The sequence below is a fragment of the Streptomyces sp. NPDC055254 genome (assembly GCF_053606025.1).
The window spans coordinates 1-23621 of the sequence record NZ_JBSGQV010000010.1; the positions used below are offsets into that span (position 1 = coordinate 1).

25 protein-coding genes are annotated in these 23621 nt (G+C 72.0%); 7 read left to right on the top strand and 18 right to left on the bottom strand.

Going from position 1 to position 23621, the window contains the following annotated elements; translation table 11 throughout:
* Positions 1 to 452 precede the first annotated feature (452 nt).
* A complete protein-coding gene (locus ACWFQ8_RS12800; RefSeq protein WP_453786222.1) occupies positions 453 to 1094 on the bottom strand; it encodes a DNA-3-methyladenine glycosylase in 642 nt (213 codons plus the stop codon).
* A 134-nt stretch (positions 1095 to 1228) separates the two neighbouring features.
* Here ACWFQ8_RS12800 and ACWFQ8_RS12805 point away from each other — a divergent pair, with 134 nt between their 5' ends.
* On the top strand, positions 1229 to 2011 hold the full coding sequence (locus ACWFQ8_RS12805) for a sporulation protein (RefSeq protein WP_453786223.1): 783 nt from the start codon (positions 1229 to 1231) through the stop codon (positions 2009 to 2011).
* A gap of 211 nt (positions 2012 to 2222) precedes the next feature.
* Positions 2223 to 2726, top strand: coding sequence for an HNH endonuclease (locus ACWFQ8_RS12810; RefSeq protein WP_453786224.1), 504 nt, complete (start codon positions 2223 to 2225; stop codon positions 2724 to 2726).
* Between the two features lie 79 nt (positions 2727 to 2805).
* Here ACWFQ8_RS12810 and ACWFQ8_RS12815 read toward each other — a convergent pair whose 3' ends face one another.
* The 4 genes from ACWFQ8_RS12815 to ACWFQ8_RS12830 form a co-directional block, all read right to left on the bottom strand.
* Positions 2806 to 3576 carry a sulfite exporter TauE/SafE family protein gene (locus ACWFQ8_RS12815; RefSeq protein WP_453786391.1) on the bottom strand — a complete coding sequence of 257 codons (771 nt, stop codon included), beginning with the start codon at positions 3574 to 3576 and terminating at the stop codon, positions 2806 to 2808.
* Between the two features lie 160 nt (positions 3577 to 3736).
* The gene (locus ACWFQ8_RS12820) at positions 3737 to 4723 is read right to left on the bottom strand and encodes an SPFH domain-containing protein (RefSeq protein WP_453786225.1); all 987 of its coding nucleotides are present in this window, start codon (positions 4721 to 4723) and stop codon (positions 3737 to 3739) included.
* Positions 4724 to 4807: 84 nt separating this feature from the next.
* Positions 4808 to 5236 (bottom strand): NfeD family protein, encoded by a 429-nt coding sequence (locus ACWFQ8_RS12825; RefSeq protein WP_453786226.1) that lies wholly within the window; start codon positions 5234 to 5236, stop codon positions 4808 to 4810.
* A 77-nt stretch (positions 5237 to 5313) separates the two neighbouring features.
* On the bottom strand, positions 5314 to 6108 hold the full coding sequence (locus ACWFQ8_RS12830) for an ABC transporter ATP-binding protein (RefSeq protein WP_453786227.1): 795 nt from the start codon (positions 6106 to 6108) through the stop codon (positions 5314 to 5316).
* 133 nt (positions 6109 to 6241) lie between these two features.
* On the opposite strand from ACWFQ8_RS12830, the gene ACWFQ8_RS12835 reads away from it, so the two are divergent.
* On the top strand, positions 6242 to 7024 hold the full coding sequence (locus ACWFQ8_RS12835; RefSeq protein ID WP_453786228.1) for a hypothetical protein: 783 nt from the start codon (positions 6242 to 6244) through the stop codon (positions 7022 to 7024).
* Between the two features lie 122 nt (positions 7025 to 7146).
* Here ACWFQ8_RS12835 and ACWFQ8_RS12840 read toward each other — a convergent pair whose 3' ends face one another.
* From ACWFQ8_RS12840 to ACWFQ8_RS12850, 3 genes are all read right to left on the bottom strand, one after another.
* Positions 7147 to 7392 (bottom strand): chaplin, encoded by a 246-nt coding sequence (locus ACWFQ8_RS12840; protein ID WP_453786392.1) that lies wholly within the window; start codon positions 7390 to 7392, stop codon positions 7147 to 7149.
* Between the two features lie 159 nt (positions 7393 to 7551).
* Positions 7552 to 8211, bottom strand: coding sequence for a response regulator (locus ACWFQ8_RS12845; RefSeq protein WP_453786229.1), 660 nt, complete (start codon positions 8209 to 8211; stop codon positions 7552 to 7554).
* On the bottom strand, positions 8204 to 9352 hold the full coding sequence (locus tag ACWFQ8_RS12850) for a GAF domain-containing sensor histidine kinase (protein ID WP_453786393.1): 1149 nt from the start codon (positions 9350 to 9352) through the stop codon (positions 8204 to 8206). Before ACWFQ8_RS12850 ends, ACWFQ8_RS12845 begins: the two co-directional genes overlap by 8 nt.
* A 612-nt stretch (positions 9353 to 9964) precedes the next feature.
* On the opposite strand from ACWFQ8_RS12850, the gene ACWFQ8_RS12855 reads away from it, so the two are divergent.
* Positions 9965 to 10642, top strand: coding sequence for a transglycosylase SLT domain-containing protein (locus ACWFQ8_RS12855; RefSeq protein ID WP_453786230.1), 678 nt, complete (start codon positions 9965 to 9967; stop codon positions 10640 to 10642).
* Between the two features lie 105 nt (positions 10643 to 10747).
* Here the strand turns inward: ACWFQ8_RS12855 and ACWFQ8_RS12860 are convergent, their stop codons facing one another.
* The gene (locus tag ACWFQ8_RS12860; RefSeq protein WP_453786231.1) at positions 10748 to 13318 is read right to left on the bottom strand and encodes an FHA domain-containing protein; all 2571 of its coding nucleotides are present in this window, start codon (positions 13316 to 13318) and stop codon (positions 10748 to 10750) included.
* A gap of 400 nt (positions 13319 to 13718) precedes the next feature.
* On the opposite strand from ACWFQ8_RS12860, the gene serB reads away from it, so the two are divergent.
* A complete protein-coding gene (gene serB, locus ACWFQ8_RS12865; RefSeq protein ID WP_453786232.1) occupies positions 13719 to 14918 on the top strand; it encodes a phosphoserine phosphatase SerB in 1200 nt (399 codons plus the stop codon).
* Between the two features lie 91 nt (positions 14919 to 15009).
* Here serB and ACWFQ8_RS12870 read toward each other — a convergent pair whose 3' ends face one another.
* The 4 genes from ACWFQ8_RS12870 to ACWFQ8_RS12885 all read right to left on the bottom strand — a co-directional run bounded on the left by ACWFQ8_RS12870 (position 15010) and on the right by ACWFQ8_RS12885 (position 17479).
* On the bottom strand, positions 15010 to 15531 hold the full coding sequence (locus tag ACWFQ8_RS12870) for a SixA phosphatase family protein (RefSeq protein ID WP_453786233.1): 522 nt from the start codon (positions 15529 to 15531) through the stop codon (positions 15010 to 15012).
* A gap of 98 nt (positions 15532 to 15629) precedes the next feature.
* Positions 15630 to 15869, bottom strand: coding sequence for a hypothetical protein (locus ACWFQ8_RS12875; protein WP_453786234.1), 240 nt, complete (start codon positions 15867 to 15869; stop codon positions 15630 to 15632).
* 159 nt (positions 15870 to 16028) lie between these two features.
* Positions 16029 to 16148, bottom strand: a complete 120-nt coding sequence (locus ACWFQ8_RS12880) for an SGM_5486 family transporter-associated protein (protein WP_453786235.1) — start codon at positions 16146 to 16148, stop codon at positions 16029 to 16031.
* A gap of 5 nt (positions 16149 to 16153) precedes the next feature.
* Complete coding sequence (locus ACWFQ8_RS12885; RefSeq protein WP_453786236.1) at positions 16154 to 17479, bottom strand: CynX/NimT family MFS transporter; 1326 nt, start codon at positions 17477 to 17479, stop codon at positions 16154 to 16156.
* Between the two features lie 85 nt (positions 17480 to 17564).
* Between ACWFQ8_RS12885 and ACWFQ8_RS12890 the strand changes: the two genes are divergently transcribed.
* Positions 17565 to 18269 carry a FadR/GntR family transcriptional regulator gene (locus ACWFQ8_RS12890; RefSeq protein ID WP_453786237.1) on the top strand — a complete coding sequence of 235 codons (705 nt, stop codon included), beginning with the start codon at positions 17565 to 17567 and terminating at the stop codon, positions 18267 to 18269.
* On the opposite strand, the gene ACWFQ8_RS12895 is transcribed toward ACWFQ8_RS12890, so the two are convergent.
* The 3 genes from ACWFQ8_RS12895 to ACWFQ8_RS12905 form a co-directional block, all read right to left on the bottom strand.
* Positions 18250 to 18681 (bottom strand): hypothetical protein, encoded by a 432-nt coding sequence (locus tag ACWFQ8_RS12895; RefSeq protein ID WP_453786238.1) that lies wholly within the window; start codon positions 18679 to 18681, stop codon positions 18250 to 18252. The genes ACWFQ8_RS12890 and ACWFQ8_RS12895 overlap by 20 nt on opposite strands.
* Positions 18682 to 18958: 277 nt before the next feature.
* Entirely contained in the window at positions 18959 to 19795 is an 837-nt protein-coding gene (locus ACWFQ8_RS12900) for a DUF1206 domain-containing protein (RefSeq protein ID WP_453786239.1), read from the bottom strand.
* Positions 19796 to 19924: 129 nt separating this feature from the next.
* Positions 19925 to 20113 carry a DUF6381 family protein gene (locus ACWFQ8_RS12905; protein WP_453786240.1) on the bottom strand — a complete coding sequence of 63 codons (189 nt, stop codon included), beginning with the start codon at positions 20111 to 20113 and terminating at the stop codon, positions 19925 to 19927.
* 212 nt (positions 20114 to 20325) lie between these two features.
* Here ACWFQ8_RS12905 and ACWFQ8_RS12910 point away from each other — a divergent pair, with 212 nt between their 5' ends.
* Positions 20326 to 21171: a class II glutamine amidotransferase gene (locus tag ACWFQ8_RS12910; RefSeq protein ID WP_453786241.1), complete on the top strand. Its 846-nt coding sequence runs from the start codon at positions 20326 to 20328 to the stop codon at positions 21169 to 21171.
* 60 nt (positions 21172 to 21231) lie between these two features.
* Here the strand turns inward: ACWFQ8_RS12910 and ACWFQ8_RS12915 are convergent, their stop codons facing one another.
* Both ACWFQ8_RS12915 and ACWFQ8_RS12920 read right to left on the bottom strand, forming a co-directional pair.
* Positions 21232 to 21978, bottom strand: a complete 747-nt coding sequence (locus ACWFQ8_RS12915; protein ID WP_453786394.1) for a VOC family protein — start codon at positions 21976 to 21978, stop codon at positions 21232 to 21234.
* 230 nt (positions 21979 to 22208) lie between these two features.
* The gene (locus ACWFQ8_RS12920) at positions 22209 to 23495 is read right to left on the bottom strand and encodes a sulfite oxidase (protein ID WP_453786242.1); all 1287 of its coding nucleotides are present in this window, start codon (positions 23493 to 23495) and stop codon (positions 22209 to 22211) included.
* Between the last annotated feature and the right edge of the window lie 126 nt (positions 23496 to 23621).

Consider the following 23621-nt stretch of genomic DNA (forward strand, 5'->3'; position numbering starts at 1 on the left):
ATTTTTGGCACGCTGTTGAGTTCTCAAGGAACGGACGCTTCCTTCGTACTCACCCTGACGGGCTTTCCTCCGGGCTTCGTTTCGTTCTGTTCTTGTCGTTCTGTTCTTGCGTTTCCGACTCTACCAGAGTCGGTCTCGCTCGCTTTCCAGGTCCTTCGCTCTCGCGTTTTCCCTTTCCGGCGGTTCCAACGTTACCAGATCATTTCCGCACCCATTTGGGTTCGAATTTGAATTCGGTGGCCGTTGGAGGGCCTGTGCCTTTCGGCGCTCCGCTACGTTAGCGCTTCCCCCTTGCGACTCATAATCGAGTCGGCGGCCGGGAATTCGGACATGCCGAATAAGACCCCGCCAGGGGCGCGTCGTAGGTAGTGGGTTGGCCGCTCTGGAGGTCCGCCGATGGCAGTGCCCCGTTCAAGCGGCTCGGACAACGTTAGGCGTCCACGGGTGCCGAGTCAAGTTGAGCGGCGGCGCGGCGCGTGGGCGCGGTACGGGCTGACCGTCGGATCGTGGGTGATCCAGTAGCGGTACGGATGGGCGGCCCCGGCTCCGCCGACGCCCGTGCGGGGGCCGCTGCTGACCAGGTCCGGTGGGGTGGCCGTGCCCGCGAGCAAGGACAGGGGGGAATCGGGGCCCGCGCAGAGGTCGGTGCCGTCGAGGGATCGGTCCACGTCCAGGGCTGTGGCCAGGCGGGCCGGGCCTTTGGCCAGTTCACTCGGTTTTCTGGCCGAGAGACGACGTTTGGCTGCGAGATCCGCGCCCGCCGTGATCTCGCCGGCCCGCAGCAGGACTCCGCTCGCGTGGTCCGGCGGGCCGCACACCAGGTTCAGGCTGAACCACATGCCGTAGATGAAGTAGACGTACGCGTGTCCGGGTGGGCCGAACATCGATGCGTTGCGCGCCGTCCGGCCGCGGTAGGCGTGGGAGCCCGGGTCGCTCTCGCCCTCGTAGGCCTCGACCTCCGTGATGCGCAGCTCCAGGGGGCCGTGCGGGGTACGGCGGACCAGGATGCGGCCCAGCAGGTCGGGGGCCACCGTGAGGGCCGGGCGGTCGAAGAAGGATCGGGGCAGGGGCGTACGGTCGGGGCGCGCGCTCATCCGGTCGAGGGTAGTGGAACGCGTACGTCTGCAACCGGGGCCTATGGTTCCGCGTTGGTAAGGGGTAGGTGCGGCCGGGTCGATGTGGTCGTCGTGTCCCTGGGACAAACAGGGCTTTCAAGGGGAGTTTGATCATGGGCTTCAAGAAGCTGTTCGCGAGCCTGGGTGCCGGTGGCGCCTCCGTGGACACCGTTATCACCGAGCCGAACGTCGTGCCGGGCGGGATCGTCCAGGGTGAGGTCCGGATCCAGGGCGGATCCGTGGAGCAGGACATCCAGGGCCTGTCCATCGGGCTGCAGGCCCGGGTGGAGGTCGAGGGCGGCGACCAGGAGTACAAGCAGGACGTCGTCTTCACCAAGCAGCGCCTCGGCGGCGCGTTCCAGGTGCAGGCGGGCGCCCTGCACGTGGTGCCGTTCGGGCTGGAGATCCCCTGGGAGACGCCGATCACCCACTTCGGCGGCCAGCACCTGCACGGGATGAACATCGGGGTGAGCACCGAGCTGGAGATCGCGCGCGCCGTGGACGCGGGCGACCTCGACCCGATCAACGTGCACCCGGTGCCGGCGCAGCAGGCGATCCTCGACGCGTTCCGCCAGCTGGGCTTCTCCTTCCGCAGTGCGGACATGGAGCGCGGGCACATCCGCGGGACGCGGCAGACGCTGCCCTTCTACCAGGAGATCGAGTTCGCGCCGCCGGCGCAGTACCGGGGACTGAACCAGGTGGAGCTGACTTTCGTCTCGGACGGCCGGGAGATGGACGTCGTCCTGGAGATGGACAAGAAGCCGGGGTTGTTCAGCGAGGGCAGCGACACCTTCCGCTGCTTCCAGGTGGGTCTGGATTCGTACGCGGGGACGGACTGGGCTGCGTACCTGAACCAGTGGATCGCCTCCGTGGGGTCGCAGCGCAACTGGCTCTGACACGCCCGCCACACGCTCGGCCGGGCCCGGGTGATCGGTGCGTACGGAGCACCCGCGGGCCGGTCTTCTCGGAGCGATTGCCCGGTCCTGGTCTAAAGGCGGCCCGGACCGGGCATTTTTATTGCGTTGTCCCGCGTGGCGCGCGCGGCCAGAGTGGTTGCGGGCCCTGCCGCCAGGGAGGCAGCGGGCCTGCACACGGGAGGTGGGCGAGATGCGGGACACGCTGGTGCTGAATGCGAGCTTCGAGCCGCTGTCGACGGTGACGCTGAACCGGGCGGTGGTCCTGGTGCTCCAGGACAAGGCCGTCGTCGAGCAGTCGCATCCCGAACTGCGTGTGCGCGGAGCCAGCATGGATCTTCCGCTGCCCCGGGTGATCAGGCTGTGCCGGTACGTCCGGGTGCCCTTTCGAAGACACGCCCCCTGGTCGCGGAGGGGGGTGCTGGTCCGGGACCAGCACCGGTGCGCGTACTGCGGCAAGCGCGCGACGACCGTGGACCACGTACTGCCGCGGGCCCAGGGGGGTGGGGACACCTGGTTGAACACGGTGGCCTCCTGCGCCGAGGACAACCACCGCAAAGCGGCCCGGACTCCGGAGGAGGCGGGCATGCCGCTCCTGCGCAGGCCCTTCGTGCCGTCCCCGGCCGACGCGATGCTGCTGGCCCTGGGCGTGGGCGGGCGCGAGGCTCTGCCGGAGTGGCTGGAGCGTTCCGCCTAGGCGACTGCCCCGTCCGGCGCTCGGGCGACGGACGGGGGCGAGCGGCAGGAGCGAGGTCGGCGTAGTCCTGCTCCGTCGATCAGCCGAGCAGCAGTTGGACGATGGCGATGAGGCCGACCGTCACGATGACGCCGCGCAGGACGGTCGGCGAGAGGCGGCGGCCGACCTTGGCTCCGATCTGCCCGCCGATGGTGGAGCCGACGGCGATGAGCAGGACGGCCGTCCAGTCGAACTCGGCGACGAAGAGGAAGAAGACGGCCGCGATGCCGTTCACCATCGCGGCCACGACGTTCTTCACGGCGTTGATCCGTTGCAGGTCCTCGCGCAGCAGCAGGCCCATCAGGCCGAGGTAGAGCACGCCCTGGGCGGCCCCGAAGTAGCCTCCGTACGCGCTGGCGAACAGCATGCCGGTCAGCAGGGCCGGGCCGCCGTCGGGGTGGCCCGGGTCGCCTCCGGCGGCCTCCTGGCGGCGGCGCAGGGCTTGGGCGAGGCGGGGCTGGAGGACGACGAGCACGAGGGCCAGGCCGATCAGGACCGGCACGATCGTGTCGAAGGAGTCGGAGGGCAGGGTGACCAGCAGGACGGCGCCCGCGAGGCCGCCGACCAGGGAGACGGCGCCGAGCCGCAGGACGCGGCCGCGCTGGCCCCGTAGTTCCTCGCGGTAGCCGATGGCGCCGCTGATGGAACCGGGCACGAGGCCGAGGGTGTTGGACACGTTGGCGGTGACCGGCGGCAGGCCGGTGGCGAGCAGCACCGGGAAGGTGATCAGGGTGCCGGAGCCGACCATGGTGTTGATGGTCCCCGCGCCGATACCGGCCGCGAAGACGGCGAGTGATTCCCAGATGGACATGGACATGGACATGGACCGGGCCATCCCCTTTGCATGAGTGGGTCGCCTCCCCGCCATGAAGGTCGAGGGGTCTCACTGATCATGCAGGAGGGGACGGGCCGTCCGTCGTCAGGGGGTCCGGGATCGAGGGTCGGCCTCCGCGGGCGGGGGCGACGGGGCGTCAGTCGAGGGGAGGCTGTTCGCGGCGGTCCGCCGCGTCCTTGTCCCGCGCGGCGGGGATGCCGCCGCCGTCCTTTCCGGCATTCTGCGGGTTGAAGCCCGACCCCCCGCCCATGGGGCCGAAGTTGCCCATGGCCCCGGACAGGCCCTTGAGGGCGTCGCCGATCTCGCTCGGCACGATCCAGAGCTTGTTGGCGTCTCCCTCGGCGAGCTTCGGGAGCATCTGGAGGTACTGGTAGGCGAGCAGCTTCTGGTCGGCGTCGCCGGCGTGGATCGACTCGAACACCGTACGGATCGCCTGTGCTTCACCCTCGGCGCGCAGGGCGGCGGCCTTGGCGTCGCCCTCCGCGCGCAGGATGGAGGACTGCTTCTCGCCCTCGGCGCGCAGGATTTCGGACTGCCGGACACCTTCGGCCTGGAGGATCGCGGCGCGCTTGTCGCGGTCGGCGCGCATCTGCTTCTCCATCGAGTCCTGGATGGAGGTCGGCGGCTCGATGGCCTTGAGCTCGACGCGGTTGACGCGGATGCCCCACTTGCCGGTGGCCTCGTCCAGGACGCCGCGCAGCGCGGCGTTGATCTCCTCGCGGGAGGTGAGGGTCCGCTCCAGGTCCATGCCGCCGATGATGTTGCGCAGCGTGGTGACGGTGAGCTGCTCGATGGCCTGGATGTAGCTGGCCACCTCGTACGTCGCGGCGCGGGCGTCGGTCACCTGGTAGTAGATGACGGTGTCGATGTTGACGACCAGGTTGTCCTGGGTGATGACCGGCTGCGGCGGGAAGGGGACGACCTGCTCGCGGAGGTCGATCCGGTTGCGGATCGAGTCGATGAAGGGGACGACGATGTTGAGGCCCGCGTTGAGCGTGCGGGTGTAGCGGCCGAACCGCTCGACGATGGCGGCGCTGGCCTGCGGGATCACCTGGATCGTCTTGACCAGTGCGATGAAGACCAGAACCACCAGAATGATCAGGACGATGATGATCGGTTGCATGCGGTTCCCCGTGCCCTTCCGGCTGTCTGTGCTGCCCCGTTGAGCGGAGTCTCGCAGACCCGGGGCCCGCGAGCAGGCTGCTTGTCACATGACGACGGCGGTCGCCCCGTCGATCTCCACGACGTCCACGGACTGACCGGGCTCGAAACTGCTGTCGGAGTCAAGGGTACGCGCGGACCAGATCTCGCCCGCGAGCTTGATGCGGCCGCCGCTGCCGTCGACGCGTTCGAGGACGACGGCGCTGCGCCCCCTCAACGCGTCGATGCCGCTGCGGTGTTGGGGGCGTTGGTCGCGGTGCCGGTTGGCGATCGGCCGTACCACGGCGATGAGCGCGACGGATACGGCGACGAAGACGAGCACTTGGGCCACCACTCCCCCGCCGACCGCGGCCGTCACCGCGGCCGCCACCGCCCCCGCGGCGAACATGCCGAACTCCGGCATGGCGGTGAGGACGAGGGGGATGCCCAGTCCGACCGCGCCGATGAGCCACCACACCCATGCGTCGATGTCCACATGGTCATGGTAGGTCGGGTGGGCGCGGTCCGGACAGGGTGCGGCAGGCCGTACTCATGGCCGGACCCGTGGCCGGGCTAGCCCAGCGGGAGGCCCTGGGCGGTCCAGCGGTCGCTGCCGTTGCGCTCGACGACCAGCGGGAGGCCGAAGCAGAGCGAGAGGTTGCGCGAGGTCAGTTCGAGGTCGATCGGACCGGCGGTGACGACCTTGCCCTGACGGATCATCAGTACGTGGGTGAAACCGGGGGCGATCTCCTCGACGTGGTGCGTGACCATGACCATGGAGGGGGCGAGCGGGTCGCGGGCGAGACGGCCGAGGCGGCGTACGAGGTCCTCGCGGCCCCCGAGGTCCAGACCGGCGGCGGGCTCGTCGAGGAGCAGCAGCTCGGGGTCGGTCATCAGGGCGCGGGCGATCAGGGTGCGCTTGCGCTCGCCCTCGGAGAGGGTGCCGAACTTCCGGTCGAGGTACTCCGTCATGCCGAGGCGGTCGAGGAAGGCGCGGGCGCGCCGCTCGTCGACCTCCTCGTACTGCTCCTGCCAGGTGGCCGTCATGCCGTAGGCGGCGGTGAGCACGGTCTGCAGGACCGTCTGCCGCTTGGGCAGCTTGTCGGCCATCGCGATACCGGCGACGCCGATGCGGGGGCGCAGCTCGAAGACATCCACCGTGCCGAGGGTGCTGCCGAGGATGGTGGCGGTGCCCCTGGTCGGGAAGAGGTAGCTGGAGGCGAGGTTCAGCAGCGTGGTCTTGCCGGCGCCGTTGGGGCCGAGGATCACCCAGCGCTCCCCCTCCTTCACCGACCAGGAGACCTGGTCCACCAGAGCCCGGCCCTCGCGGACCACGGATACGTCCACCAGCTCCAGAACGTCGCTCATGAGCGTGTTGTCACCCCTTGCAGTCACGGTTCTCTGTGCGCCGGCAGGCGCAGCCCCAGGGCAAAACCTACGCCACTGCGGACCGGGTCCGGGGCCGGGGCCGGGTGCGGGGCGGGATCCGTAAAGTAGGGGGATGCTTTTCGAACCACGTTCAGGGCGGCTGGCCGCCTGGGGGAACGCTCTGCTGGCCGGTCTGGTCTCGCCCGACGAGGCCGTGACGTCGATCGTGGGCGAGGACGCCGTGCACCGGGTGGCGGGGCTGCCCGGTGAGTCGGGGCCGGTGGGGCTCACGCTGGCGCTGGGCCGGATGCGGGCGCTGGGGGTGACCGGGCTGCGGGTGGCGCTGCCGGCGCCGGGGCATCCGCTGGGGCTGAGCGGCCCGGCGGAGTTCAACGCGCGGGCGCTGGAGGCGGAGGAGGCGGTCGTCGCGGTGGGGGCGGCGGTCGGGCTGGTGCCGGAGGTGGCGGAGGCCGGGCCGGCCGGGGACGTGCACGTGTCGGTGACCTGGCACTGCCTGCCGGTGCGGGAGGCTCCGCCGGCGGACGTGCCGTCGCTGGGCGAGGCCGAACGGGAGCTGGCGGAGGCGCTGCGCGAGGCGACCGCCGCACTGACCCGGCTGGACGTGGCGGGGTCGGGGCCGGTGGCGGATGCCGCGCTGTCGGCGTACCGGGCGCGGGCGGAGGCCGGGCGGGAGGTGCTGGCTCCGGGGTACCCGGCGCGGGCGGTACGGGTGCTGGCGCTGGCGCAGCGGGTGGACCTGCTGGTGTCGCTGGCGTACGAGAACGGGACCGGGGGTGCGGTGGCCGCGTCGGAGATGGCGGCGCGGGCCGAGGCGCTGCGGCCGGTGGAGCGGGTGGCCCGGCGGGCGCTGGTCGCGGCGTACAACGCGGCGGTGGAGGAGCGCGAACGGGACTGAGCCCCCGGGGCCCCGGTGCGCATCGGCCCCGCTTCCCGGGGAGAAGGGGGAAGCGGGGCCGATGGCGCACTGCGCGAGCTCCGACCGTCCGACGGGCGGGGTCCGGCGGCGGTGCGGAGGTGTCAGGCGTTGACGCCGGTGTTGCCGAAGGCGCCGTTGAGCAGGCCGATCACGGTGGCGGTGTTGCCGACCACGTTCACGGGCACGTGCACGGGCACCTGGAGCAGGTTCCCGGAGGCCACGCCGGGCGAGTTCAGGGCCTCGCCCTCCGCCGACGCACCGCCGTGCGCCGAGGAGACACCCGCGCCGGCGGCCAGGAGGCCACCCGCGATCATGGTGACGGTGGCGGCCTTCTTGAAGTTCTTCACGTTCTCGTCCTCCAGTACGTCTGTCGCGACCAGCCGTCGCGGCACGCCATGGAGAACGGCGGCGGACGGAGCGGGATACGCCATGTGGGCGACATGCACCCGACCGTATGAATCTCAGATGATTCCCGGACCGGAAGGATGCGGTCCGATTCGCTCCTTCTACTCGGCGATTCCGTGCCTGACCGCCCACAATGCGGCCTGGGTGCGGTCCGCGAGGTCCAGTTTCATCAGGATGTTCGAGACGTGCGTCTTGACCGTCTTCTCGGACAGCACCAGGGCCCGGGCTATCTCCCGGTTGGAGCGTCCGTCCGCGATGAGTCCGAGGACCTGGCGCTCGCGGTCGGTGAGCGAGCCGGGGCGGCCCGCCGACCCCCCCTGGTCGTCCTGGGAGAGCAGCGCCTGCGCCACCTCCGGCTGGAGGAGGACGTGGCCGGCGTGCACGGAGCGGATGGCTCCGGCCAGGGCGTCGGGGTCGATGTCCTTGTAGACGTACCCCGCCGCGCCGGCCCGCAGGGCGGGGACCACGGTCCGCTGCTCGGTGAAGCTGGTGACGATGAGCACCCGGGCCGGGTTCGCCAGCCCGCGCAGCCTTCGCAGTGCCTCGATGCCGTCCGTGCCCGGCATCTTGATGTCCATGAGGATCACGTCGGGCCGCAGTTCCTCGGCCCGGGCGATGCCCTCCTCGCCGTCGGAGGCCTCGCCGACCACCTCGATGTCGTCCTGGACCTCCAGGAAGGTGCGCAAGCCCCGTCGGACCACCTGGTGGTCGTCGACCAGCAGGACGCGGATACCGCCGTCGCGGGCGGAGGTGTCAGCCACCGGGGACCTCCATCTCGATCGTGGTTCCCTTTCCGGGTCCCGAGTGCACGGTGAGGCGGCCGCCCGCGCCGCTCGCGCGGTCCCGCATGGAGACCAGGCCCAGGTGGCGGCCCGCGCTGCGGACGGCCGCGGGGTCGAAGCCCCGGCCCGAGTCGGTGACCTTGAGCACCGCTCCCCCGCCGGCCGTGCGCGCCAGGGCCACGTCCACGCGCTCCGCCTCCGAGTGCCGCAGCGCGTTGTGCAGGGCCTCCTGGGCCACGCGCAGCAGGGCCTCCTCCTGGCTCGCGGGGAGCGCCCGTACGCCGTCACAGGTGAAGGAGACGTGCGCGGTGTGGGCGCGGTCGAGGACCTGGACGTGCGTGCGCAGGGTGGCGACCAGGCCGTCCTCGTCCAGGGCGGCGGGGCGCAGCTCGGTCACGGCGGCGCGCAGTTCGTCGGCGGCCTCCGCGGCCAGTACGGCGACCTGCTGGAGCTCCCCCTTGGCGCGCTCGGGGTCGCGGTCCACGAGCGCGGCGGCGGCCTGGGCGGTGAGGCGGAGCGAGAACAGCTTCTGGCTGACGGCGTCGTGCAGCTCGTGGGCGAGCCGGGAGCGCTCCTCGGCGATGGTCAGCTCGCGGCTGCGCTCGTAGAGCCGGGCGTTGGTGAGGGCGATCGCCGCGTGCTGGGCGAGCAGGGACAGCAGCTCCTCGTCCTCGTCGGTGAAACCGCAGCCGGCGCCGGGGCGCGGGCACCGCTTGTTCGCGAGGAAGAGGGCGCCGAGGGTCTCCTCGCCGTCCCGGATGGGCAACCCGAGGAAGTCGGACATGTCGGGGTGGGCCGCGGGCCAGCCTTCGAAGCGCGGGTCGTCGCGTACGTCCGCCAGCCGCTCGGGGCCGTCGTGGTGGAGCATCGCGGCCAGGATGCCGTGCTGGCGGGGCAGCGGGCCGATGCGCCGCCACTGCTCCTCGCTGATGCCGTCCACGACGAACTGGGCGAAACCGCCGTGGTCGTCGGGGACGCCCAGGGCCGCGTACTGCGCGTCGAGGAGCTCGCGGGCGGAGGCGACGATCGTGCGCAGGACGTCGCGGACCTCAAGGGCGCCGCTCATGGCGAGCAGAGCGGTGCTGACGGCCGCCAGGCCGCTGGGGGGTCCGCCGGACAGGGGGCTACCGGTCATGGCCTCACCGTACCCGCGGCTGTGACCTGCGGGATCGGGCCGGGGACGTAGGTCCGGGGGGCCTCCCCGGGTGGGCCTCTCGACCGAGGGGCCGACGGCCGGCCGAGCCCGGCGGAATGTCCGTTATATACGGACCTGTCGACGGACCCGCTTTCGCGGCCCCCGAGCGGAGCCGCGAGCGCGGGGAATGGCGCCGCTCTTCACGGGTACGAGGGGGCGAAGGCCGGCCCCCTCCGGCCACGCGTGCGGGGGCACCCGCCCGCCGCCCCGGGGGGAAAGCGGTCACGGAACGCGTTGCGTGCGCAACGGACGGTGAGACCGTTACGTGCCCGATGTGAGCCCGCGCATAGGACGCACATCACTTACGAAGGTGCCTAGTGGACGGGTGAAGGCCCTGTCAGCACGGGCGCACCTAGCGCCTGGGCCCGAAAGCGGGCCCCGGCGCCCGCCCCTGATCCACTAAGCGGGGTCGTAGGTCACACCTTTGCCACAAGTTTTTGCCACCGCTAAGAATTGCTCCCGTCGCACAGCGCCGCGGATCCCGGATCCGAGCGGCGCCTTCCTGCGGCCCCCGCTATTCGAAGAGGTTGCCCCGCCATGTCTGCTCCCCGCACTCCCGGTCACAGTCGTCTGACGAAGGCACACAAGCTGTCCATCGCCGGTGTCGCCACCCTTGGTGCCGCCGCGCTCGCCTTCTCCCTCGTTCCGGCCGGTGCCGCGCAGGGCGACACGCTCGCCGCCGCCCCCGTCGCCTGGACCCAGGTCGTCGACGGCGCCCAGACGAAGGCCGTACAGCAGAACCTCGCCGTACAGCAGGTCGTCGCCGACAAGAAGGCGGCGGACGCCGCCGCGAAGGCGAAGGCCGCCGCGAAGGCGAAGGCCGAGGCCGCGGCGAAGAAGGCCCGCGAGAAGAAGGAAGCCGCGAGCCGTTCCGCCGTCCGCACCCCCGCCTTCACGAACAACCTCGACGGCTGGATCAAGGAAGCCCTCTTCATCATGAAGAAGGAAGGCATTCCGGGCAGCTACTCCGGCATCCACCGCAACATCATGCGCGAGTCCAGCGGCAACCCGATGGCGATCAACAACTGGGACATCAACGCCCAGAACGGCATCCCCAGCAAGGGTCTGCTCCAGGTCATCTACCCGACCTTCAAGGCGTACCACGTCAAGGGCACCAAGTTCGACCAGTACGACCCGGTCGCGAACATCGTCGCCGCGTGCAACTACGCGGCCGACCGCTACGGCTCCATGGACAACGTCAACAGCGCCTACTAGGCCACTGGCGTATCTCGACCCCCATGCGCCTCAGGGCGGCACCCGGAGTTCCGGTGCCGCCCTGAGGCGTTTCGCGCGCGAGGGCCGCGGGCCGCCGCGGCGGTCCTACTTGCCGGCCCGCATGACCTCGGGCTCGTGGCGGCGCAGCAGGCGCTGCACCGCGAAGCCGCAGGCGATGCCGAGCAGCAGCAGGACGGTGATGTTCAGGCTCCACTGGCCGATCGTGGCGTCCCAGAGCGGGTCGGTGTTCGTCGGGTTGTCGCGGTCCCACGGCGGCATGAGCTTGCCGAGGTTCAGCGTGGTGCCGGCGGCGGCGACCGCCCAGCGGGACGGCATCAGCCAGGCGAACTGCTCCAGGCCCGGGGAGTCGTAGACCTGGAAGAGGATGCCGGTGAAGACGACCTGGACGATCGCGAACATGACCAGCAGCGGCATGGTCTTCTCGGAGGTCTTCACCAGCGAGGAGATCACCAGGCCGAACATCATCGAGGTGAAGCCGAGCGCGATCACCGAGAGGCAGAGCTCTACGGCCGGCGGCATCAGCAGGCCCTCTTCGGGCAGGTCGCGCGGGAGGAAGCCGATCCCGCAGATGATCACGCCTTGGATGGCCGTGATGACCCCGAGGACGATCACCTTCGACATCAGGTACGCCGACCGGGACAGGCCGGTCGCGCGTTCCCGCTCGTAGATCACCCGTTCCTTGATCAGCTCACGGACCGAGTTCGCGGCGCCGGAGAAGCACATGCCGACCGCGAGGATCAGCATGATCGTGCCCGCGTCGCCGTTGAACTGGGACGGGGGCGTCGGCGGCGCGAGACCGAAGGTCGCCGGGATGACCGTGGAGACCACGCCGAGGACGGCGGGCAGGATCAGCATCAGACCGAGGAAGCCCCGGTCGGAGGCGATCACCGAGACGTAGCGGCGCATCAGCGTGAAGAGCTGCGAGCCCCAGCCCTGCGGCTTCGGCGGACGCATGTGCTGGGCGGGCGGCAGCGCGACCGACTGCGGGGCGACCGCGTCGATGTCGGCGGCGTACAGCTGGTAGTGCTGCGAGCCCTTCCAGCGGCCGGCCCAGTCGTACTCGCGGTAGTTCTCGAAGGCGGAGAACACGTCGGCCCAGGTCGTGTAGCCGAAGAAGTTCAGGGCCTCGTCCGGCGGGCCGAAGTACGCGACCGAGCCGCCCGGGGCCATGACCAGCAGCTTGTCGCAGATGGCCAGCTCGGCGACCGAGTGCGTGACGACCAGGACGGTGCGGCCGTCGTCGGCGAGGCCGCGCAGCAGCTGCATGACGTCGCGGTCCATGCCCGGGTCGAGACCGGAGGTGGGCTCGTCCAGGAAGATCAAGGACGGCTTGGTGAGCAGCTCCAGGGCCACGGACACGCGCTTGCGCTGACCACCCGAGAGCGCGGTGATCTTCTTGTCCTTGTGGATGTCGAGCTTGAGCTCGCGCAGCACCTCGTCGATGCGGGCCGCGCGCTCGGAGTCGGCGGTGTCGCCGGGGAAGCGGAGCTTGGCCGCGTACTTCAGGGCGGTGCGGACGGTCAGTTCCTTGTGCAGGATGTCGTCCTGCGGGACCAGGCCGATGCGCTGGCGGAGCTCCGCGAACTGCTTGTACAGGTTGCGGTTGTCGTAGAGGACGTCGCCCTGGTCGGCGGGCCGGTAGCCGGTGAGCGCCTTGAGCAGCGTCGACTTTCCGGAGCCGGAGGGGCCGATGACGCCGATGAGCGACTTCTCCGGGACACCGAAGGTGACGTCCTTGAGGATCTGCTTGCCGCCGTCGACCGTGACCGTCAGGTGGCGGGCCGAGAAGGAGACCTCGCCGGTGTCGACGAACTCCTCCAGCCGGTCGCCGACGATCCGGAAGGTCGAGTGGCCAACGCTGACGATGTCGTTCGGGCCGAGGAGCGCCGTGCCGGACTTGGCGAGCGGCTGACCGTTGACGTAGGTGCCGTTGTGGCTGCCGAGGTCGTGGATCTCGAAGCGTCCGCCGGGCATCGAGCGGAACTCGGCGTGATGGCGGGAGACCTGGAGGTCGGAGACCACCAGCTCGTTCTCCAGGGCGCGGCCGATCCGCATGACGTGGCCCAGCGAGAGCTGGTGGAACGTCGTGGGGCTGCGGTCGCCGTAGCCGGGGGCGCCGCCGGCCTGGGCCGGACGGGGCGCGGGGGCGCCGCCGGCCTGCTGGGGCGGGACGTGCGGCTGCGGCTGCGCGTGCTGCTGCTGCTGCTGCTGGGGTACGTGCTGCTGCTGGTCCCAGGCCTGCTGCTGGGGCTGCTGCTGTACGTACTGCTGCTGCTGTTGCTGCTGCTGCGGGGCCTGGTACGCCGGGGCCTGCGGCTGGGCGTACGCCTGCGCCGGCGTCTGCCGGGCCGCGGCGGGCTGCTGCGCGGCGACCGGATTCAGCCTCGGGCCGTCGGTGGCGTTGCCCAGGTGGACCGGCGTGCCGGGGACGAGCTCGGCTTGCTGGACCCGGGCCCCGTGCACGTAGGTCCCGTTGGTGCTGCCGTGGTCCTCGATGCCCCAACCACGGCCGTTCCAGCTGATGGTGGCGTGCCGCCACGACACCCGTGCGTCATCGATCACCACGTCTCCCTGGGGATCGCGCCCCAGCGAGTACGACCTGGACGGATCGAGCGTCCAGGTCCTTCCATTCAATTCCAGTACGAGTTCCGGCACTCCAGCCCCACTTATGGTCCCCCGAGGATCCCCCTGACGTCAGGGAGTCTAGGGATGGCGAACATCCGGGGGAACTATTTCAGGCCCGGGGCCACATGTGGAATCCGGGCCTTGCCGGGGCGCCCGGGAGGGCCCGTTGGCGGGGGCGAAAGCCACCCGGAGAGTGCGATACGGGACTTCTCGCCGGTACCGGCGCGCTCCCGCTCGCCGACCGGGCGGGGCCGGGCCGGCCCGAGGCACCGGTGCGCCGCGCGCCGCCGGGGGGGCGCGCCGCCGGGGCCCGCGCCCCTCGGGTCCTCCGGGCGCGGCGGCGGCGTCCCGGGTGGCCGGGGGTGGGGGGCGACCGTAGGGTGGGACGGGGGTCCTGGTGCGGGAGGCGGGAAGATACGGTGAGGGCACCATGAGCGCATCGCAGACCTCCGACGTCCCCACCATCCTCGTCAAGATCTTCGGCAAGGACCGTCCCGGGATCACCGCCGGGCTGTTCGACACCCTCGCCGCCTACTCGGTCGACGTCGTCGACATCGAGCAGGTCGTCACCCGTGGCCGCATCGTCCTGTGCGCCCTCGTCACCCAGCCCGCCGGCGCGAGCGAGGGCGAGCTCCGGGCCACCGTCCACAGCTGGGCCGAGTCGCTCAAGCTGCAGGCCGAGATCCTCTCGGGCACCGGTGACAACCGGCCGCGCGGCAGCGGCCGTTCCCACGTCACCGTGCTCGGACACCCGCTGACCGCCGAATCCACCGCCGCCATAGCGGCCAAGATCACCGAGACCGGCGGCAACATCGACCGCATCTTCCGTCTCGCCAAGTACCCGGTGACGGCGGTGGAGTTCGCCGTCTCCGGCACCGAGACGGAGCCGCTGCGGACCGCGCTGGCCACCGCCTCCGCGCACATCGGCGTGGACGTGGCCGTGGTCTCGGCCGGGCTGCACCGCCGGGCCCGCCGCCTGGTGGTCATGGACGTGGACTCCACCCTGATCCAGGACGAGGTCATCGAGCTCTTCGCCGCGCACGCCGGGTGCGAGGCCGAGGTCGCCGAGGTCACCGAGCGCGCCATGCGCGGCGAGCTGGACTTCGAGCAGTCGCTGCACGCCCGCGTCGCGCTGCTGGCGGGGCTGGACGCGTCCGTCGTGGACAAGGTCCGCGCCGAGGTGCAGCTGACCCCGGGCGCCCGGACCCTGATCCGGACCCTGAAGCGGCTGGGCTACCAGGTGGGCGTGGTCTCCGGCGGCTTCACCCAGGTGACGGACGACCTGCGCGAGCGGCTGGGGCTGGACTTCGCCTCCGCCAACACGCTGGAGATCATCGACGGGAAGCTGACCGGCCGCGTCACCGGCGAGATCGTGGACCGGGCGGGCAAGGCCCGGTTGCTGCGCCGGTTCGCCTCCGAGGCCGGTGTGCCGCTGACGCAGACCGTGGCCATCGGTGACGGCGCGAACGACCTGGACATGCTGAACGCGGCCGGGTTGGGTGTCGCCTTCAACGCCAAGCCGGTGGTCCGCGAGGCGGCGCACACGGCGGTGAACGTGCCGTTCCTGGACGCCGTGCTGTATCTGCTGGGCATCACGCGCGAAGAGGTCGAGGCCGCCGACCTGGCCTGACCCGTACGAGGCGTGAGGGCCCCGGCAGCCGGTGCGGCTGCCGGGGCCCTCGTACGCGGCCGGGCCCACGGCCGGGCCCCCGGCCTGTGCCTCAGTGCTCCTTCGGGGTCCAGAAGTCGATCAGCGTGCCCGCGCCGAGCTCCAGGGACTTCCAGGAGCCGGTGAAGGAGATGACCGCGAGCGCCGCGGTCGGGAATCCCGACCGCGTCATACGCGCCAGGGTGTCGCCCTCCGCCCGCCCGGAGAGGCCGTCGGCGAGCGCGTGCATACCCGGATTGTGGCCGATGACCAGCAGGTCCGTGACCCCGTCGGGGGTCTCGTTGAGCAGGGCGACGAGCTCGCCCGTCGAGGCCTCGTACAGCCGCTCCTCGTACGAGGTCCGCGGCCGGTGCGGCAGCTCCGGGACGGCGAGCTTCCAGGTCTCGCGGGTGCGGGCGGCCGTGGAGCAGAGGGCCAGGTCGAAGGCGATGCCGGTCGCGGCGAGCTTCAGACCGACGGCCGGCGCGTCCTTGCGGCCGCGTTCCGCCAGGGGGCGGTCGTGGTCGGACACCTCGGGCCAGTCGGCCTTGGCGTGCCGGAGGAGGGCGATCCTGCGGGGTGTGTCGGCGCTCATGGCTCCCAGCTTCGCATGAAGCGAGCCATGCGGCGCAGGGTGTTGGGAGGCCCGCGACCGGGCACGGGCGCGTCCCGGGGCGCGCGGGCGCACGGGGCTCAGCCGACGGCGCGCAGGAGTTGTTCGGCGACCTGAACCAGGGACGAACCGTCTCCGGCGGCGGCGTGGGCCTCGCCGGACCCGGCGAGGAGGAGCAGCAGGAGGCCGAAGGCGAGCGCGGGCAGGGCCAGGGCCCACCAGTGGAGCCGGGCCTCGGCGCCGTGCCCGGCGCGGCGGCGGGGGCCGGCGGCGGTCCGCGCGCGCGGCGGGAGGGGCCTGGTGTGCGTGGGGGCCGACATGACCGCCTCCGGGGTGTGCGGACGGGACGAGTGCGTTGCCTTCGAATCTATGGATCCGAAGGCGCGCTTCCCATCCGGGGCGCACCCCACTTCACCCTGAGCCGGACCCCCTAGGGGTGGTGGGGTTATCCCCACCCCGCCGTCGGGGAGGAGCGGCCGTCAGGGGGACGCGAACGTCGCGATGACGGCGATGATCACGGTGACGGCGAGCATCGCACCGAGCACGAGGCCCAGCTTCCGGTGGCCGTTCTGGGGGTTCGGTTCAAGTACGGGCGACATACCGGTCAGTCTCGCATGCCGCATTCGTCCTCGATCGTGCGGTCCCGGCCGGCCAGCACGCCGAGGGCGATCTGCGGGACGAGCAGGGCGGCCATCAGGGCGAGGGGCAGGTCCCAGCCGCCGCTGTGCTGGTACAGGGTGCCGATGACGAGGGGGCCGGGGATGGAGATGAGGTAGCCGGTGCTCTGTGCGAAGGCGGAGAGCCTGACGACGCCGGCGGGGGACTTGGCGCGCATTCCGATCATCGTGATGACGAGAGGGAAGGCGCAGTTGCTGACGCCGAGGAGGAGGGCCCAGGCCCAGGCTCCGGCGGCGGGGGCGACGGAGAGCCCGAGGTAGCCGGCGAGGCCGAAGAGGCCGAGGGTGACGGCGATGGGGCCCTGGTTGCGCATCCGGCCGGCGAGGCCCGGGATGACGAAGGCGAGCGGGACGCCCATGACCATGGTGACGGCGAGGAGCACTCCGGCGGTGGAGGCCGAGACACCGGCGTCGCGGAAGATCTGCGGGAGCCAGCCCATCGTGACGTACGCGCCGGTGGCCTGGAGTCCGAAGTAGCAGGCCAGGGCCCAGGCGGTTCGGCTGCGGACGACCGGGGGCCCGGCGTGGTGCCGTACGGCGCTCCGACCGGCGCCGTCGGTGGCCTCGGCGGCGGCCCGCGCGGCCCGCCGGGAGCCCCGGGCGATCGACAGCCACGGCAGGACCGCGGCGAGCGCGAGTACGGCCCAGATCAGCAGGCCGGTGCGCCAGCTGCCGCCGAGGGCCGCGGTCAGCGGGACGGTCGCCGCGGCGGCGAGCGAGGTGCCGGCGGCCAGGGCCATGGAGTACAGGCCGGTCATGGTGCCGACACGGTCCGGGAAGTAGCGCTTGACGATCACCGGGAGCAGGACGTTGGTCAGTGCGATGCCGGCCAGGGACAGGGCGCTCGCGGCCAGGAAACCGGCGGCGCCCGTGGCGAAGGGCCGGATCAGCAGACCGGCGGCGACGGCGGCCATGCCGGCGCAGACGACGACGGCCGGGCCGAAGCGGCGGGAGAGCCGGGGCGCGGTGACGCCGAAGACGGCGAAGCAGAGGGCGGGGACGGAGGTGATCAGTCCGGCGACGGCGCCGCTCATGCCGAGGCCCGTACGGGTCTCCTCCAAGAGGGCGCCGAGGCTGGTGATGGCGGGCCGCAGGTTGAGGGCGGCGAGGACGATGCCGACGACGAGCACCGGGCCGAACCACGCGGGGGCGGCGGCTTCGGAGGAGGTGGCAACGGGCAGGCCGGAGGCCGTCCGGGCGGGTGGCCGCACGACCGCCGGGCGATTCATGGTCTGGATTTCTTCGTCGGGCATTCAACCATCATAGAATCATGGGATGATTGGTTGTCCAGTCGCCGCCGGTGCGCCCCCTCGGGTCCGCCGTCCCCGAGAGGAACCCATGCCGCTGACCTCGCCCCGGCGCTCCGCGCTCGTCGACCAGGTGATCACCCAACTGCGGAACCAGATCACCTCCGGCGAATGGCCGGTGGGCGCCCGGATCCCCACCGAACCGGAACTGGTGGAGCTGCTCGGCGTCGCCCGCAACACCGTGCGCGAGGCCGTCCGGGCGCTCGCGCACAACGGGCTCCTCGACATCCGGCAGGGCTCGGGCACGTACGTCATCGCCACCAGTGAGCTGGCGGGCGTGATGCACCGCCGCTTCGCGGGGGCCGACCCCCGGCACATCGCCGAGCTGCGCTCGACCCTGGAGTCGTCGGCGGCGCGCCTGGCGGCCGAGCGGCGCACCGACCGGGACCTCGTGCAGCTGGACGCGCTGCTGGCCCGGCGCGAGGAGGCCTGGGCGAGCGGGGACGCGGAACTGTTCGTGGCGGCGGACGTCAGCCTGCACATGGCCGTCGTGACGGCTTCCCACAACGACGTGCTGGTCGAGCTGTACGCGGACCTCGGCGACCTGGTGGCCGACTGGCTGCGCGCCGACGTGGGCACCGAGCTGCGGCCCGCCGACCACGTGGACCACGCGCGGCTGATCGAGGCCGTCCGGCGCGGCGACGCGGACGCCGCCGCCTCGGAGGCGGCGGGCTACCCCTTCGTCTGCCTCGGCCGGGACGCCCCCCGGGGTCCGCTCACGGGCGCTGGTGGCTGACCCAGGCCGCGCGGACCTCCTTCCAGCAGCGCCCGGTGAGTTCGGCCCGGCCGGCGGGGCCCACGGGCACGGCGACGCCGTCGCCGTCCACGTCCCACCAGCGGTCGCATTCGACGTGCAGCCGCACCAGATCGGTCTCGGGGTAGCTGTTGTGGCAGTACGCCGTCACCCGCGAGCCCTCGACCACGGTGTCGCAGTCGGCGCCGAAGAGATCGCGACGGGGGGGCCGCGCGGGCTGTTCGGGTGGCTCGGCGGGGATGTCGGCGAGGTCCACGACGGCCGGGGCCGCCGCCTCGGGGCCGGGCGCGGCCTCCTCCCCCGTTGGCTGGGCGACCGCTCCCGGGATCAGGAGTCCGGTCAGGACCACGGAGGTGACCAGCAGTGATACCGCTCGGCTCGGCTTGGCGTGCACGCCCGCACCTCCTCCCCGTACCCACCGGGAAGATCCCGGCTTGGTCAGTTTGCAGGTATCTGTCCCGGTTTTCGACTCGGGAAGATCCGATCGGCCGGTGAACATCCGATCGAGAGCGCGGCCGCCGAGCCCGGGAACGGCGGGGGGGGGGGGGGGGCCGCGGGGGGGGGGGGGCCCCCGGGGGGCCGCCCCCCCCGCGCGGTTTTTTGGGGGGGGGCCCGGCGCCCCGCGGGGGGGGGGGCCCGCCCGGGCCCGTCGTCGTCGCGCACCCCGTACGTCACACCTGGCGCCACCGGGCCAGGCACCAGGAGAACAGCCCGAACAGGACGAGTCCGACCGCCACCACCACGAGCAGCCACGGGCCCGCGGGGGTCTCGGCGAACGCCCGCAGGGTGTCGTCGACACCCCGCGCCTTGCCGGGGTCGTACTGCACCGCGGCGTAGAAGAAGAAACCGCCCGCCGCCGCGAACACGGCGCCCCGGGCCACGCCACCGGCGACGCCGAGGAAGTCCACCGTCTTGCGCCAGCCCTCGGACGCCCCGCCCATGGCGAGCTTGCGGCGGAACTTGCGCCGGGCCGCCGACACGGCGATGACCACGCCGGCGATCGCGATCGCCGCTCCTGCCAGACCCACCAGCCACTGGCCCGCCGGCAGGTCCAGCACCTTGGAGGTGACGTCCCGCGACTGCTGGTCACCGGACTGCGAGCCGCCGGACCCGGCCGCGAAGGACAGGACGGAGAACGCGGCGACCGCGTAGAAGACCGCCCGGCCGGCCGATGCCAGCCGCTTCGTGGCCTTGTCGCCGTCGGGGCCCGCCGCGCCGAACAGGGCCTCGGACAGCCGCCACAGCATCATGCACACCAGGCCGATGCCCACGGCCCAGATCAGGACGGCGCCCACCGGGTGCCGCGCCAACTCCTGCAACGCGCCTTGGCGGTCGGCCTCCTGACCGGTGTCGCCGAAGGCCACCCGGACGGCCAGCACGCCGACCAGTACGTACAGCACGCCGCGTGCCACCAGCCCGCAGCGTGCCACCACCTCGCGACCGGCGCCGCCGCGGGACGCGGCCCGCGTGCCCCCGCGCACCATCCGGTTCTGTTCGGCGTGCGACATCGGACCCCTTCCGTCATGGGCGCAGCGGTCCGGAGTGGCTCATCGAACCGCCCCCCGCGCGCCGGATGCTCAGACGGGGCGGCTACCCGGCTTCGGCCGCTCCATGCCCGCGGGAGCGGGCGCGGCACGCTACCCGAGGTCCATGTCCCGGTCGTCCATCCGGCTTTCCAGCTCGCTCTGCGCCTGGAGCCGGGAGGCCTTCTCGCGCAGCCGCCGGCTCTCCTGCGGGTCGGTGGAGCGCTCCGCCGCCTCGTTCAGCTCCTTGGCCTTGTCGCGCATCTGCCGGGACCGGCCGCGGGACTCGCCTGAAACGCTCATGATCACTCCTTTGATCCGTGGGGGAGGGCGGGCGGGTTCAGCGAAGCAGCCGCTCCCCGCGCCCGCATCTCGAACCGTGACGGAGCGTGCGCGCCCGAACCACCCGGCCGGGCGACCGCGCGGCGTCCGTTGAGCCGTCCGGCCGACCGGAGCGGACGTCCCCCCGGCCGGGGGTATTACGCTCGGAGCAGGCTGAGAAGGGGATGATGTCCATGTGTCGCTGGCTCGCCTACTCGGGTTCGCCCCTCGTGCTCGACGCCGTGCTCTACCGACCGGAGCACTCGCTCATCAACCAGAGCCTCTACGCGCGACTGGGCGCCGAGTCCACCAACGGCGACGGCTTCGGTGTCGGCTGGTACAGCACGGACGGCGTGGGGGACGGCACCCCCGCCGTCTTCCGGGACATCGCGCCCGCGTGGAACAACCGCAACCTGCGGGAGCTGGCCGGGCACGTCCGGTCACCGCTGTTCTTCGCGCACGTCCGCGCCTCGACGGGGTCGGCCATCCAGCAGACCAACTGCCACCCCTTCCGGCACGGGCGCTGGCTGTGGATGCACAACGGGGCGATCACGGACTTCCAGCGGCTGCAACGGGACCTGTGCATGGCCGTGGACCCGGCCCTGTTCCCGGCGATCGAGGGCTCGACCGACTCCGAGGTGATGTTCTACCTGGCGGTCACCTACGGCCTGGACCAGGACGTGCCGGGGGCGGTGGCGCGGATGGCCGGCCTGGTGGAGCGGCTCGGCAAGGAGCACGGTGTCGCGGACCCGCTCCAGATGACGGTGGCGGTGAGCGACGGAGAGCGGCTGTGGGCCTTCCGCTACTCCAGCCAGGGCCGGTCCCGGTCCCTCTTCCACAGCAGCCGGGCCGACACCGTCCGGCACCTCCACCCGGAACTGGACTTTCTCAACGACGTCTCCGACGCCTCGCGCCTCGTGGTCTCCGAGCCCCTCGGGAACCTGCCCGGCATGTGGAACGAGATCCCGGAGGCGAGCTACACCGTGGTCCCCGCGATTCCGGGAGTGGACTACCTCCCGTTCATCCCCGAGCCGCCCTGACCGCTGCCCCGTGGCCCTGGTGCCGTGCCTCGTGCCCGTGCCGTGACCGGTTCGCGGGCGTCAGTCCGGAGCGGCCGTCAGCGAGGTGGTGAGCGTGAAGAGGGCGCCGTCCGGGTCCCGGAGCGCCACCCACCGCTCCGTCGCGTTCGAGGTGACGTCCGAGACGGTGCGGCCACCGAGCGACACGGCCGCCTCGACGGCGGGCCGCAGCGCCGGGACCCGGAAGTGGACGTGCCACCGCGGCCTCGTGTGCGGGTCGTAGCCCGCCAACTCCACCGGCCCGCTGTTGAGCCGGGCGACGGGCTCCCCGGCCTGCCGCAGGACGACCTGGTCCTCCTCGTACGAGACCTCGCAGCAGCCGGGGCGGCCGGTGGCCCACTCCAGTACCGCGCCGTAGAAGAGCGCCGCGTCGAAGGCGTTCCGCGTACGCAGCTCCAGCCAGGCCGGGGCCCGGCCCGTGCCCACGCGCCAGTCCGCGGACACCGGGCCCTCCCAGATCCCGAAGACGGCCCCGTCCGGGTCCGCGACGAGGGCGCCGCGACCGCCGGAGGCGAAGGAGACCGGGCCGACCGCGATGGTGCCGGTGCGCTCACGGATCCGGTCCACCGCCACGTCGGCGTCGTCGACGGCGAAGTACGGCGTCCACGCCACCGGGACCGCCAGGTCACCGGCGAGTGCGCCGACTCCCGCCACCGGTACCCCGTCCAGCTCGGCGACCGAGAAACCGGCGCCGAGGCGCGTGCGACGGAACTGCCAGCCGACGACCGCGCCGTAGAAGCGCTGCGCCGCGACGAGGTCGCGGGTCATCAGGCTCACCCAGCACGGAGCGCCGAAGACCTCCTTCGTCGAAATCTCCACCGATCGCTCCGTCCTTCGTGGCCGCCGCAGGACCCCACCGCCCAACCCACCCAACCCACCATTCTGGCCCTTTTCGCGCCGCCTCGGCGTCCCGACACCCCTGGGTCGTCCCTTTCGGATCGTGCCGGTCCGGCCCGAGTCGTCCGGTGCCGGGCACCGCGAGGCGCAGCGGCGTCGGACTACCGGTCTTGCACGGTCACCGGGTGGTGTACGACGGCGTTGAAGAGGTAGCCGTGCGTGTTGTGGGTCGCGGTGTCGGGTTGGGTGTGGCCGGTGGTGTCCGTGGCGCGGGCGAGGAGTGTGGTGGGGCCGGTGGTGCGGGGGGTCCAGGGCAGGGACCAGCGTGTCCAGGTGCCTCGGCGGGGGGTGTCGTGGAGGCGGGCGGGGTGCCAGTGGTGTCCGCCGTCGGTGCTGACCTCGACGCGGTCGACGGGTGCGGTGCCTGACCAGGAGCGTCCGGTGAGAAGTCGGGTGCGGTGGGCGGTGAAAATGGCTCCGGGGTCGAGTTCGAAGGCGCTTTTGAGGGTTTGGCGGGTCAGGGGGGCGCCCTGCGCGGGGTGGTCGGGTCCGAAGAGTCGGTACAGGTCGGTGTTCCAGGGTGTGTACAGGGGTTCGGTGCTGACCTGGATGTCGCCGACCCATTTGATCGAGGAGATTCCGATCCAGTGGGGTACGACGAGGCGGACGGGGCCGCCGTGGTCGGGGGGTAGCGGCTGCCCGTTCATCTCGTAGGCGAGGATCACGTCGTCCAGAGCCTTCCCGGTGGGGAGCGGGCGCCGGACGCGGCCCAGGTTCACGCCGTTCGCGGTGACGTCCTCGTCCAGGCCGCGGGGCAGTACGTCGACGGCTGCGGGGGTGATGCCGGCCGCGCGCAGGACGTCGCGGAGGCGGGCGCCGCGCCAGTGCGCGACGCCGATACCGCCGAGGGTCCAGGGGGTGCCGGGGACCGGTTGGCCCTGCTGGGTGGTGAAGTAGTCGCGTCCGTTGCCGGCGCACTCGATGAACAGGGTCCGCTCGACGGCCGGCAGAGCGCGCAGTCGGTCGTAGGAGAACCGGACCGGACCGCTGGTGAGTCCGTCGCCCCACACGTCCAGCCGCCACTCATGTGTGTCGATCCGCGGGGTCGCGGTGTGGTTGCGGACGAAGAACCGGTCCACGGGCGTCAGGTGTCCGGTGCCGCGCAGGGCCGCGAACCTCGTCTCGGCGTTGGTACCCCGCAGGGTGAACAGCTCCGGCGGCAGCGGCTTGACGATGCCGGGCACGGTGGCGCCGCCGGTGGAGGCGGAGCCGGTGCGGGCCGAGGCGGGACCGCCGGCGGCCAGGCCCAGGGAGCCGGCGGCGGCTCCCGCCGCGAACAGCTTGAGCAGGTCACGGCGGTCCACCCCGGCGCAACGGGCGCGGCCACGCGCCCACTGCCGCAGCCGCACACGGTCGTACTGACTCTCACCGGACAGGTCGAGGGACATGAGGCAACACTCCTGGATCGCGATTTACCGATGGACCGTAGAGCCATGCCCCACCCCGCCCGAGCCACGCCCCGCACGGGCCGGGCCGGCCGGGATCGACCGAAACCGGGCCCCGATTACCCCTGC